A 14,434-nucleotide genomic window follows, 5' to 3' on the forward strand; every position below is an offset into this window, starting at 1 on the left:
TATTATGCGGCGAGTGGAGTTTCCTCTGCCAGTGCTTGTAAGGTTTGTTGGTAATTCCAGGGCAACCAAGCAAATGGGTCTTGTTTTACTTGCGCTTGGTGTTGCTGTAATGCCGTTAAATAATCAATGGGATTAATGCCGTTTTTTAGAGCGGTATGGATAACACTCATGAGTTCACTGCCCACTTTGGCACCATTGAGGGTTTTGTGGAATAAGCTGCTTTTCCGAATACGGATGGCCAGCTTCAAAGCACGCTCAACTGTATTGGTATCCAACGGTGCACCGACGTGGGTTAAAAACCGGGTCAACGTGTCCCAGCGTTTAAGCCAGTAGCGGTAGCTTTTCGCTAAGGGCGTTTTAGGCTCTTCTCCCGCCAGTTGCCGCTCCATCCATTGCTTCATTTCTTCCAACAATGGCTTGCTTTTTTCCTGATGGAAAGTCAGTCGGTCTTCAGGAGATAGCCTATGGTTTTTGCAATGGGCTTCGTTAGCATAAACTTGCCCAACCGTATCCAAGACGATTTTAGCCTCATCAGGATAACTATCTTCAAGCTCAACAAATTTTCTTCGCCCATGGATAAGACAATGGCAGACTATCGTTTTTAAGGCTTTATCCACGTTATTCTGGGATAAGGCATCACAAGCTTGAAACGGAATAGGTAAATCCTCCTCCCGTTCGTTTAATACATCGGTTAGATTATTGCCCGCATTTTTTACGCCGGAGAAAAATAAATAGATAGGATGACCTTGGTGATCAGCCACTAGACCGGTAGTAAATGTGCCTTTTTTATCTGACTTATCAGGATTCACCTCCTTACTTGTCATTACTGATTGTACTTTGACTGTCGTATCATCCTGAAAGAATAAAGGGCTTTGAGCCCCTAAAATGAGGCAGGCATTAAAAACATAAGTCGCGACTTGGTGAGCATCAACACACAGCTCCCATTGCGTTGTATCAGGAATGGGAACACCCGTTTGCTGTTGCCATTGTGCGAGCCGATAAAATGGCATGCCAAGCTGGTATTTTAAAACCGTGACCATTGCTTTTGCTCGCTCATCATATTTCTCAGTAACGGCAACTGGCAATGAGGCTTTAAATATTTCACCACAAACCGCACAGCGTAACCGTTTTTGCTCATAGCGGTAAGCATTAAACAATTGGCCGCCTTCAATTCGAATAAAGACACCAGGCGTCTTGATTTGATAGAGCTTTCCTCCACACTGAGTAGGGCAAGGATCACCAGTTTTATAATCAGGATGATCAAGTGAAATCGTTTCAGCAGCGGTATAGGCGCTGGCTGGTAATCGACCATGACCAGGGCGTTTCGGTTTGTCTGTTGTATTGGTGCTTGACTCAGATTGGCTAGCCTCAGTACTTTCGTCCTGGCTGGATTCATCTTCAGCCGATACTTCTAAATCATCAGTATCCGATGGCTTTGTACCTCGAGAATGCTTCTCTGATTGGATGCCAAACGCCTTTTTAAGGTTGCTAATGCTAATTTGCGAAAACGTCAGTTTTTGCTGAAGCCATAAACACAGCTCCAATACACCAATAACTAACATCTTGTGCCCATCAGATAAGTTTGATTGCTCAATGACTTGCTTTAGTTGACTAAAGTCTTCAGCGGTTAGTTTCTCGATTTTGGGTGATTTCACTACAATGTCAACTGCTATCAATTGGATGAAAGTTGCGTACTAGAGGGGATAGTTGATTGGATAGGCGATATTCGCTGTATAATGTGTAAGTTATTTACTCTTCCTATCTCATGATAGTTGATGGAGATAGTTGTAATTAACGAAAGGAAAATTTTTACCAAACGTCGAAGTTATAAAAGGGATAAAAGACTATGCAACAAAAAGAGATAGCTATCATTGGTATTGCTTGTCGTTTTCCAGAGGCAAAAAACTATCAAGAATATTGGAATAATCTTGTCCAAGGCAAGTCATGTATAAAAGAAATACCAAAAACCAGGTGGAGTTGGGAGAAATACTGGGGAAACCCATATACTGAGATTAATAAAACCAATAGTAAATGGGGAGGGTTTATTGAAGATGTTGATGCATTTGATGCTCCTTTTTTTAACATATCCTCAAAAGAAGCCAAGAGTATGGAACCACAACAGCGAATTATGCTGGAGTTGGCATGGGGATGCTTTGAAGATGCGGGAGTTCTTCCATCTTGCCTAGCGAAAAAAAATATTGGAGTTTTTCTTGGTATTTCTCATGGTGACTACAAAGATTTATCTCGGCAACAGTGCATTGAAATTCAACCTCATTACTCAACTGGAACTGCTCAACCTGCAATTATTCCCAATCGAATATCACACTATTTTAATTTTTATGGTCCCAGTCTTTATATAGATAGCGCATGTGCTTCTTCATTAAATGCAGTTCACCTGGCAGTTCAGTCTATCAATAGTGGGGAGTGTGAAGCTGCACTTGCTGGTGGTATAAATCTAATGCTTACACCAGATATGTATCTTACCTATTCAGCTACAGGAATGTTATCACCAACAGGTTCGTGTAAAACATTTGATGCTAGAGCTGATGGATATGTACGTTCTGAAGGGGCAGGATTGATTTTACTTAAACCCTTAGAAAAAGCAATTGAAGATAAAGATCATATTTACGGGGTTATTAAAGGAAGCGCTGTAAGCCATACAGGTTCTGGTACAACAATCACAACTCCAAATGCAAAGGCTCAGGCGAGAACAATTCAGCAAGCTCAAGAAAATGCTGGCGTTACTCCTGAAAGTATTCAATTTTTTCAAGCTCACGGTACTGGTACGCCGGTTGGTGACCCCATAGAGATTGAGGGCCTGAAACAAGCGTGGGGCAAGATAAGTTCAACTGAGCATCAAGAGGCTTATTGTGGTTTATCCAGTGTTAAATCGATCATTGGTCATACAGAGGCAGCCTCAGGAATCGCAGGACTAATAGCAAGTTTATTATCTTTCAAATATAACCAAGTTCCAGGCTTAGCAGACTTTCAAAATATAAATCCAAATATTGATTTAACGGAAAGTCCTTTCTATATAATCAAAAAAACTCAACCTTGGATCTCCCCTTTACTAAAGGGTGGAGACGCTCCCCGACGTGCAGGCGTTAGTGCTTTTGGGTTTGGAGGAGTAAACTCACATGTCATTTTGGAAGAGTATACTCAGAGTAATCTTAAAAAACCACTTATATCAGCCAAAAATAAAAAGTCACTACTGGTTATTTCTGCTCAGGATAATGAGAGCTTAAATAGAAGGGCCACAGATCTAATACTGTTTTTGGAAAACATTGATCAAGATAAATTACCAGATTTTAATGATATTATATTTACTCTTTATTACGGACGAGAATTAATGCGCCATGCTTTAGCATTCTTCGTCGACTCTACCATTGATATTATTGAAAGTTTAAAAGTCTTTTTAAGTCAATCTGAAGTAGTTGATCAGAGAAGATTTAGTGATCGGTTTATTCAAGATTACAAAGAGGTACTAAGTCAACAAAAAGCAAACCCTCCCAAGTTAGGGAGACGAGTTTCATTACCGACCTACTCTTTTGCAAAGCATCGATACTGGATTGAGAAAGGAAGAGCGAATACAGTCCAACATAAAGAAGTTAGTAACCTTTCATACTATCAACCTATTTGGGAAAACCGCAAATTATGTGAGTTAAAAAAGCCTAAGCGTATTTATGATGAGGGAGTTTCTTGGGTTTTCATTGATAAATATGACCAATCAAACCTTAGCTCTCAGTTATCATCACAAGAAAATATCATTTGGATTAAACGAGGCGAACACAACTCTTATATTGGGTCGAATAATTATACTCTGAGGGCGGGCTGTATAAAAAGCATTCAAAATATTCTTTTAGATATGGAAGAAAAGGGCCTTCTACCACAAAAAATATTTTTTCTGTGGGGGTTAGATATACCTAAAACTGTAACGTTGAAAAATTTGCAGTCATCATCAGATTCCACTATTAATACTGTTGTTTCTGTGATCCAGAACTTTACTAAAAAAAGACATACAGACTATGTGTTCACATACGTTTATTCTGGTCACTTACCACATGAGAATCCATTACATTGGACACTGTCTGGTTTCAGCAAATCTCTGAATATAGAACATCCACATAGCATCTTAAAGTTGTTTCATATAGATAGTGTATCTAAGTTAAACTATTTAATGCTAGAAAAAGAGTCTCGAGAAGGAAAAAATGAATTACTCATTTCTTATCAAAATGATCAACGTTATGTTTATAATATAGCAGAATACCCTACTAAAACTTTATCAGATCAAGACTATGCGATCAACCGAGCTAAAATCAAACAGCAAGGTACTTATTTAATAACTGGAGGACTAGGTGGTTTAGGAAAGATCTTATCCACATATCTGATACAAAAATATAAAGTTAACATTATTTTTATAGGGCGGTCAAAAGTTACCCCTGATAAGCAGTCTTTTTTAGATTCACTTCGTCATCATGGTATAAACGTAACATATTACTCTGTTGATATTACAGAGCTTGATTCAGTTATTAATTTATTTAGTCATTTAAAAAATAGAAAAATATCACTTAATGGTGTTTTTCATTTAGCTGGTTTGATAAATACTCTCAACGTTCAAGATGATAGTTTAACCAACTTTAAATCTCTAATTCAACCAAAAATTACTGGCACTTTGGTTTTAAGTAATTTACAAGAAAAAGGTTGGTTTGATCAATTGTTTCTATTTTCATCGATATCAGCTTTGGGTTTTGAAGGAAGTTCAAGCTATGCAGCCGCCAATGCATTTTTGGATAGTTTTTCTAATTCATTTTCAAACCCATGCCAGTTTGTTACTAGCATTAATTGGCCTTATTTGATTAATGGTGGGATAGATCTTGTTGAGGGAGTTGGAGAACATCTACTCAATTTGAAGGGAATGAATGCTTTAAAAGACGAGACATTTCTGCATGCATTTGAAACCAGTTTGAAACTTGGTCTTCCCCAAGTGATAGTTAACGACGGCGATAAGGAAAAGTTCCTCCAAACTTTATCTACTCCCATTAAATCAAATTCGTCAAATAATGATAATGATTTAACTAATATAGGCTATTTAAGCCATCAAGAGCTGATGCTTAAAGTGAAACAGTGGATTGCTGATTCATTAGATGTGGGCGAAAATGAAATTGAAGAAAATAAAAGTTTCTTGAGTTATGGAATGGATTCCATAATGAGTATGAGAATTGTTTATAAGCTAAGAGCTGAATGGTCAGATCAAGTTTCGATGAGCGCATTATTTGACTACCCAACATTAGACAAACTTTCAAGGTATTTGAAAAACTTTGAAACGGATAATAATAGTATTAATGAAGCCGAACCAAAACCTTCCAAATTAATTGAAAATATTAATTACATGCCTTTGATTAAAAAGGGAGTGGGTAGGCCTATTTTTGTTTTGCCTGCATTATGGGGCAATAGCTTTCTTTATAGAAACCTGCTAGATGGCGTCACTGATAGACCAATATATGGAGGTTATTGCTTGGGAGCAAGTGGTGAAGCAGAACCATATTCTAGACTCAAAACGATAGCAAGCTTCTTTGTAGAGCAGATTTTGAAAATTCAAAAGGTTGGTCCATTTGATTTGATGGGTTATAGCTTCGGAGGAATGATTGCTTATGAAATTGCTCAGCAGCTAAAAGTGGATGGCTATTGCGTTGGGTTTCTTGGCTTAATTGATACATATTCTGATTGGAGACCCCTCCCATTATCTCTAGGCCTAAAGGCAATTTCACCAAAGATGAGTATTTCTCAAGATAAGATTACTGGATTAAGTCGAGATAAATTTGTTAATTTAGTGAAGACCATGCCATCAAACTTGGTACCTGATTTTTTTGGGAGTGATTCATTAAGGGTTTATGAAGCAAACCAGAGGGCATTAATCGCTTATCAGCCCACTCAATACTTAGGTAACAACAGAATCTATCTTTTTGATGCACAAAAAAATAATCCTGAAAATTTTCCCAATAGTAAAAAAAATTGGTTGGCACTTACAAATGCTTGTTTAACAACAGTTCCTATTTCAGGTGACCACTTTCAATGTATCCAGAAAGAGTACACAATTCATTGGAAAGATAAGCTTAGTGAGTTATTACTGGAAGCGGAAAAAAACTCTACTTTTGAGTTAAATTTGAGTCCTAATCAATTAGCATTATTTTCTTATCAAAAAAAGAATCCTCAATCTTATGCTTATAATGGACCCATATGTTTTAGGTTACCTTTTAAACTCAACATCAGCTTATGGGAACAAGCCTGTAAACATTTTGTTGAACAACATCCAATATTGAAGACTCGAATTAGATTGAACGAAGAGAATTTACCTGTCCAATTGTACAATGCTATGTCTTCTATTGAACTTGAACTAAGTGACCTACGTGGCAAAGAGTTTAGCGATAGAGAGATAAAGCAATTGATTGTTGAAAATTTACAACAGCCTTTCAATATTGAAGGAGATTCGCTCTGTCGCTTCCATCTTTATCAGGTAGATGAAGAAAACTGGATTTTTTCAATTGTGGTGCATCATATTATTTTTGATGGCCAGTCGATATCTAGTTTGCAAGGAATTTTTGAAATCTATCAGCAGTTAATTTTGGAAAAAACACCTCGAGAGAAGGAAAAAGATACTAGTTATTTTGACCATATTGTCTGGCAAAAAGAGTTTTTGGAATCAGAAACGTATATAGAACAATTATCATATTGGCGAGAGGCCTTACAGGGGTACTCTTTCAGTATTTCGCTTCCATTTGATAAGAATCTAGAAAAAGACTCCGGCGATTTTGGGGGTTCAGAGTCTTTTTATCTCGATGCGTGTGATGTGGATAGTTTGAGCTCAATTGCAATAGAGTACAATACAACATTATTTACTCTACTTCTGTCAGCATATGGCGTTTTACTATCAAAATACTCTGAGCAGAAAGATATATTAATTGGTAGCCCTAGCTTAGGAAGAAAAAAAATTGAAGAAAATTATGGAATTGGTTATTTTGCAAATTTACTGCCTTTGACATGTTCTATTTCAAAAAGCGAAACTTTCCTTTCGTTATTGGAGAAAATGAAAAATATTGTTAAGAAAGGCATAGAAAACCAAGATATTCCTTTTGCAAAATTGATTCAGGATTTAAACCTTCCTCAAATTGAAAGTGTGTCAACGCCTATTCAGGCTGTTTTTGAAATATTATCCACAGAGGAAAGTGTCTTAAGTGAGAAGTATCACAAACAATATTCTTCATTTGTAGTGAATGGATACTCAGTCCCATTTCACGAGGGGCTATTTCCTTTAAGTTTAATAATAGTTCCTGATGAAAATGGAAGATTTAAATTATTGTGGAAATATCAATTAAAATGTTTTAAGGATGATAAAATAAAACGCTTTGCCAGAAGCTATAAGAAAATCATTCAACAAATAATAAATAACATTCATACTCCTGTTTCAGAAATATCCATCCTGAGCAAAGCGGAAAGGAAAACGATATTAGTTGACTGGAATCAGACGGAAATACATAGTCGTAAAGAGCAGGGTTTACATCAGTTTTTTGAAGTCCAAGCCACCAAAACCCCTCAAGCAACTGCTGTAAAAATCTATGATCAAAGTGTAACCTATGCGGAGTTGAATGCTAAAGCTGAGCATCTCGCTCGATATCTTCAAAAAAAAGGTGTTAAGCCTCAAGATTTTGTGGGTATTTGTGTAGAAAAGTCAATTGATATGATAATCGCGATGATAGGGATCCTAAAGTCAGGTGCAGCTTTTATTCCTCTCGACCCAACTTACCCTGAAGATAGGCTTTCCTATATGGTTGAGGATAGCGGATTATCAGTATTGTTGACGCATAAGACATTAAATATTGATATACCGATTGTAAAGGAAACAATCTATCTTGACCTTGATTGGCACAAAATAAGGCAAACTGAGCAAAAACTAAATGGTGATTTTTGTAGTAGCCAGCTTGCCTATATCATATACACTTCTGGTTCTACAGGTAAGCCAAAAGGGGTCATGATAGAGCATAAATCTGTTTTAAACACACTTTTTAGTCTTATTAGAATATTTAATATATGTGAGAAAGATAATATTGGGCAATGTAGTTCTTACTCTTTTGATGCAGCAATTTATGACATTTTTTCTTCATTGTTATCTGGGGCTTGCCTTGTTCTTGTACCACGAAAAGAACAACTCGATACTGAGAAGTTTATTGACTATATTAATAAAAATCAGGTGTCGTCGATACTTTTAACTCCCTCATTTATCAAAAGTTTAAACAACGCTAGAATTCCTAGCTTAAAAAAAATTATTTCAGGTTCAGAAAGAGCCAACTCCAATGATTTAAGCTATTATCTTAAATACCATAATGTTTACAACGTGTATGGGCCGACTGAGTGTACAATTATATCTACAACCTTTCAAATGAAGCGAGAAATGGAGGCAATCCCTATTGGGAAGGCAATTGATAATACAAGATTGTATATATTGGATGAACAACTCGAACCAGTTCCTATTGGAGTTGCAGGGGAGCTATATATTAGCGGTGAAGGCCTTGCGCGTGGATACTTAAATCAGCCAGAGTTAACAAATCAACTCTTTATATCCAATCCGTTTATCGATTCTTCAGATCCCAATCAAGTCGCTTATTCTCGAATGTATAAAACAGGCGATCTTTGTAAATATCGGGAAGATGGTAATGTAGAGTGGTTGGATCGTATAGGTAGTCAGGTAAAACTTAGAGGATACCGTATTGAACTTGGAGAAATTGAGGAAAATATTAAACAGTATGAAGGTATCAAGGATGCAGTAGTCATAGCACAAGGGAGCGATGAAAATAAACGGCTGGTTGTATTTTATTTGTCTGACAGGAAACTTCCACTTGAAGAATTAAATTCGTTCCTTGCCAATAAACTACCGTCGTTTATGATTCCAAGCTTATGGGAGAGACTAGATTACTTTCCATTTACTTCAAGTGGAAAGATTGCTCGTAGTATACTTCAACAAAAGCAAGTAACCAGTACTTCAATCGAAAACTACCTGAAACCACAAACATTTATAGAAGAGAAGATTCATCAAATATGGCGAGAGGTACTTCCGCTTGAAAAAATAGGCATACATGACTCTTTTTTTGATGCTGGTGGAAATTCATTAAGCATAATTAAAGTGTCCCATTTATTGAAGAAACACGGCTTTAATGTGGATGTCACTGATCTGCTAAGTCATGCTACGATCAACAAACTTGCTTCATTTATTTCTAGCCAAGGCAACTTAAGGCTCAGTCAATTAAACAAATCAACTGCAATGGCTGAATCTCCTACACCTGATCAAGAAAAAGAAATAGAAATTGCTATTATAGGCATGTCTTGCCGTCTACCTAAGGCTAATGATGTAACAACTTTTTGGGAAAACTTAAAATCAGGTCAGGAGGGAATATATTTTTTTGATGAGCAGGAGTTGCAGGCAGATGGGGTTCCTGAGTTTATATATCAAAATCCCAATTATGTGAGGGCGAAGGGGTGGCTAGAAGGAGTTGAAGATTTTGATGCCAACTTTTTCGGCTACTCCGAGCATGAAGCAAGCATGATTGATCCCCAACATCGTTTGTTCTTAGAGCTGAGTTATCAGGCATTGGAGGATGCTTCATATAATTTGGATAACCAAAGTCGTCATATTGGCGTATATGGCGGCTGTAGCAAAAACATGTATGAACAAGAGCACTTGAATCCACACTTTCAAGATAAGGGGCTCACTCTACAAGAGGATCTCGCTTTTTCCTACCAATCGTTAATTGCTAATGCTTCTGACTTTCTTTGCTCACGAATAACCTACAAATTAAACCTAACAGGACCTGCTGTAGTTGTTCAAACCGCCTGTTCAACATCAGCGGCTGCAATTGATAAAGCATGCCAGGATATCCGCGAAGGTCGCTGCGAACTTGCACTTGCAGGCGGAGTTTCACTTCTAGGAGGGTTTGGTAAACAAGGGTATATGTATCAGGAAGGAATGATTTTATCATCTGATGGACATTGTCGGCCTTTTGATAAAGAAGCAAAAGGCACTGTTATAAGTCAAGGTGGAGGGATGATCCTTCTCAAACCTTTATCGACAGCCTTGAAAGATGGAGACAATATTTATGCAGTAATTCGTGGTAGCGCAATGCAGAATGACGGCTCCGATAAAGTAAGCTTCACCGCTCCTAGTGTTAATGGGCAGCATAGAGCTATTGAATTAGCCATAAAAAACTCTGGACTATCTACAGACCAAATTAGTTATGTTGAAGCACATGGAACTGGGACAGCTTTAGGGGACCCTTTGGAAATCAAGGCATTAAATGCTGCTTTTAGAAGACTGGCTAAACAGGACCTTAGCGCAAATTCTTGTGCTTTGGGATCAGTTAAATCTAATCTCGGTCATACAGATGCAGCAGCTGGAGTCGTTTCAGTTATAAAAACAGCTTTATGCCTTAAATATCAATCACTTGTTCCTACATTGCATTACAAAGTGCCTAATCCTAATATCGACTTTAGTGCGTCTCCATTTTATGTCAATACGCGGCTTAGACACTGGGAAAGTGATAATGGGACATTGAGGAGGGCTTCGGTAAATAGTACTGGAATTGGTGGTAGTAATGTTCACTTAATTTTGGAAGAAGCTCCAAAAAATAGTAGAAAAACGTCAAAAAGCTTGCGTAGTTATCACTTATTTCCATTTTCTGCAAAGTCTGCCAACTCTCTGCTCCTACAGTTATCTGCGTTTGATGAACATCTTTCGCAGCAACAGATAATAGAAGTCGCAGATCTGGCTTTCAGCTTACGAGTAGGGAGAAACAGCTTCAACCACCGAAAAATAATTCAAGCCCAAAGCCTGGAAAGCCTAAGAGAGCAGTTAGAGCTAGCACAAAGGCCAAGCCAGTCGTTTAGTACACTTAGCCAACCTAAAGTGATCTTTATGTTTTCTGGGCAAGGCTCTCAGTATGTTGATATGGCACAGTATTTTTATATTCATGAGCCCGCGTTTAAAAAGGCACTTGACTACTGTATTTCTTTGCTTCGATCAACAGAAGGCATTGACTTAAAGTCAGTACTTTATCCAAATAGCGGACAGCAAAATTCTGAGTTGATCCATCAGACCAAATTAAGTCAACCAGTGCTATTTAGTGTGGAATATAGTCTCGCGAAGCTTTGGGAGTCATACGGAGTTACACCAGATTTTATGATAGGACATAGTGTTGGTGAGTATGTTGCAGCATGTTTAGCCGGTGTATTTTCGTTGGAATCTGCCTTGCAAATTGTTAGTCGTAGAGGAGCATTGATGCAGTCACTTCCTAAAGGAGATATGCTATCTATTGAATTATGTGAAAGACAAACTAAGCATTTGCTCGACAACGTGTCGTTGTCTCAAAGTTCTGAAGTTGATATTGCAGTTTTGAATCACCATAGTAAAACAGTGGTAGCAGGCACGGTACAATCAATCTCAAAATTAAAAGAGTACTGTGAAAAGAATGAAATAAGGTCATTAATATTACAAACATCTCATGCCTTTCATTCGTTTATGATGGAACCTATCTTGAAAGAATTCGAATCTGTTATAGAAAAACATGTGCTTAATGAACCAAGCATTCCTTACATCTCCAATGTTTCTGGTAATTGGATTGAGAAGAAACAAGCTTGTAGTCCTAACTATTGGTCTAAACACCTTAGGAGTGAAGTACGATATCATGACGGGATATCCACTTTGGTTAGAAAATTACATGATGGAAAACATGGTGGGATATTCATTGAAGTAGGGCCGGGGCAAGTCCTGAAGAGTCTAACAAATCTTCATCCCGAAATTCGGAGTAATGATCGAATATTATCAACAACAGGCCATCATTTAGATAGTAACTCAGATGAAAAGACCTTCTCTGAGAGTCTTGGGTTAATCTGGGAGGCTGGATGTAATGTTCAATTAGAGAATGTTTACCAAACAGAACACCGTACACTTATAAGAGGGCTTCCTTCTTATGTATTCGAGAAAAAGAAGTGCTGGATTAAGAATCAAAGCAATAAAGAAAAAAATAAAAATGAAGCGTCAATCAAGCAACAAGAATATAAAACAAAACAAAATAAAAGTAATGCCTTAAGTTTAGAAAAAATAAAACTAACGACTTATAACATTTGGAACTCTCGATTTAGCGTTAATCTGGATGAGTTAAAAGAAAAAGACTTTTTTACATTGGGCGGAGACTCTCTTATGGCTGTAAGCCTTATTGGAGAAATAAACCAAACGCTGTCAATTGAAGTTCCAACTCAACAGTTAGTCAAAACACCCAACTTTTATGCGTTCGTAGAAGCCATTCATAAAATGATTGTAATCGATGAGATTAATTACTCGTATCAATCAAAGAACAAACGTCTTATTAATAAATCATCAAAAAATAGGGAATTTATTGTACCGTTAAGCAAGAATAAAGCTGATAAAGTATTGTACTTAATTCATCCAATAGGTGGAGAAGTATATTTTTATAAACCACTAGCTGATGCATTAGGGGACAGCGTTGAAGTGTATGGTATACGCTCGGTTCAACATTCAGCTACGCAAGAATATACTATTGAAGAGATGGCAAGATGCTATCAGAAAGAAATAAATCAGCATCGTGATGGAAAACCCTATTATTTAGGTGGGAGTTCTCTAGGAGGCCTCATTGCTTTTGAAATAGCTCAACAAGCCCTAAATAAATCGGAAAAAATTAATCCTGTTTTAATGATTGACACGCCATTTCCCGATGATCTACCCGAACCTCATAACACATGTGATCATGTGCTGTATTACTTATTTGGTGATCAGGTAGAGTTAGACCTCTCACTTCTGGAAAAGCTTTCAAAATTGGAAAGTAAACTGGATTATATCTCTTGCTTATTTGCTTCTTCTGGCCGTAAGAGTAACTTTAGCATTAACATAACCCAAGATCTTATAGATTCTTGGCTCACTCAAAGTAAGGCTCTTTTTCAATACAGACCAAAGTTCTTTTCTGGAGAGGTATACTATGTTGGGCATAAAGAGTCTAAGATGGGATACCCTGATGGATCACACCAGTCATGGGAAAAGCTAATCTCTGAATTTAATTACTCACACACAAGCGGAGGAAATCATATTACGATGAATAACTTTCCCTATAGTGAAGAAATAGCGGATGTTATTAAGTATTATACTAATAAAGACTTATGTTCTACTGCTCACCAAACTTTAAGCTTGGATTACAGTTAAATAGAAAAGTGTCCCCTTGGCTAGCATGCGCAGAATGAAAATTTATATGGCTCCGCACGGTTGCCAAGGAGACACAAAATAATTAAGAATACGCTATAAAAAATGCGGTTGGATATCAAAAATGAAACTCGTGTAATCACACCAATTTTATTAATAGCTTCTGAATTATGCTTAGTAAACTCTCTATTTTTTAGATATTCTTGTAAACGATGTTTTTCTTCCCCTCCTATCATGTAGGGGTTAGTAGAGAGAATAGTTATTTTTTTCCACTCACGAGAATCAATTTTTTTTAGTTTTCTTAAAAGTAATGATATAAGTATTGGCGTTAAAAAAAACTGCCAACTCATTATTATCATAAACACAGCACCAAATATGTGAAAAACTGCTTCTGTCATATTGGCAAATATCACTTTGTAAGCTTCATATTTTGTTGCCCAGCTCTTATTTATTAACTTAGTACCACCCTGTCATTGTTTGATTACCATTAGTATCATAAACTTCACTTAATATACATCTTCCATGTTCGTCGTATACTGACACATAATCATGCTTTTCAAAATTACTGCTTATCCTTTTGACGGTGGAGACTGGTACCACTATAACTTCAGAGATACCAAACGTTAGTATTGCTAAATACATTTGAGGAACGCCATCTGATGCCTTTTTTACCTTCCCTTTAATTTCATGCACTAATATTTTTTCATATGAAAGGTTATTTGTTCGTAAAAAAATATGATTAGGTAGATTGTGATCGTTATGCCCATAGACTAATTTTGGTTTTCCTAGTAGCTTATTTAGCTCATCAATACTAGTGCATAGCTTATGGTGCTCAATACCCCCTGTTCTTTCAATTAAAGTAGAGCACCCACTTAAAAGAAATATTAAAAAACAACTTAAAATTCTCATAAATTACTTAAGTTAAATTACCACCGGCAAAGCCGGTGGCTTATACGGGTGAGCCCCTCAAAGGGGCTATATATGAGTCGCTAAAGCGACAAGTTCATCTGGTCAAAATATTTATCCCTACTATCTTGATTTCGAATATATTCCCTCACCAGCTTTTCATCCAAACCAACCGTTGATACAAAGTAGCCCCTCGCCCAAAATCTCTCTCCTTTAAAATTTCTTACTTTGTTTCCATACTGCCTGGCTATTAATATGGCACTCTTACCCTTG

The 14,434-nt window shown here is 37.1% G+C and carries 5 protein-coding genes; 1 reads left to right on the forward strand and 4 read right to left on the reverse strand.

Annotated elements, in window-relative coordinates:
* Window positions 1-2 precede the first annotated feature (2 nt).
* Window positions 3-1,655 carry an IS66 family transposase gene (tnpC, locus tag F607_RS32595; RefSeq protein ID WP_051311029.1) on the reverse strand — a complete coding sequence of 551 codons (1,653 nt, stop codon included), beginning with the start codon at window positions 1,653-1,655 and terminating at the stop codon, window positions 3-5.
* 191 nt (window positions 1,656-1,846) lie between these two features.
* Between tnpC and F607_RS0107025 the strand changes: the two genes are divergently transcribed.
* A complete protein-coding gene (locus tag F607_RS0107025; protein ID WP_027707528.1) occupies window positions 1,847-13,258 on the forward strand; it encodes a hybrid non-ribosomal peptide synthetase/type I polyketide synthase in 11,412 nt (3,803 codons plus the stop codon).
* Between the two features lie 20 nt (window positions 13,259-13,278).
* On the opposite strand, the gene F607_RS0107030 is transcribed toward F607_RS0107025, so the two are convergent.
* The 3 genes from F607_RS0107030 to F607_RS0107040 all read right to left on the reverse strand — a co-directional run.
* Complete coding sequence (locus F607_RS0107030) at window positions 13,279-13,653, reverse strand: hypothetical protein (RefSeq protein ID WP_027707529.1); 375 nt, start codon at window positions 13,651-13,653, stop codon at window positions 13,279-13,281.
* 58 nt (window positions 13,654-13,711) lie between these two features.
* Window positions 13,712-14,164: a hypothetical protein gene (locus tag F607_RS0107035; RefSeq protein ID WP_027707530.1), complete on the reverse strand. Its 453-nt coding sequence runs from the start codon at window positions 14,162-14,164 to the stop codon at window positions 13,712-13,714.
* An 80-nt stretch (window positions 14,165-14,244) separates the two neighbouring features.
* A partial coding sequence (locus tag F607_RS0107040; protein ID WP_027707531.1) for a transposase occupies window positions 14,245-14,434 on the reverse strand: 190 nt, incomplete at its 5' end.

Source organism: Zooshikella ganghwensis DSM 15267 (assembly GCF_000428585.1).
Lineage (GTDB): Bacteria > Pseudomonadota > Gammaproteobacteria > Pseudomonadales > Zooshikellaceae > Zooshikella > Zooshikella ganghwensis.

Coding starts and splice junctions, on each gene's coding strand:
- F607_RS0107025 (WP_027707528.1), top strand. CDS start 1,847: ATGCAACAAAAAGAGATAGCTATCATTGGTATTGCTTGTCGTTTTCCA.
- F607_RS0107030 (WP_027707529.1), bottom strand. CDS start 13,653: ATGACAGAAGCAGTTTTTCACATATTTGGTGCTGTGTTTATGATAATA.
- F607_RS0107035 (WP_027707530.1), bottom strand. CDS start 14,164: ATGAGAATTTTAAGTTGTTTTTTAATATTTCTTTTAAGTGGGTGCTCT.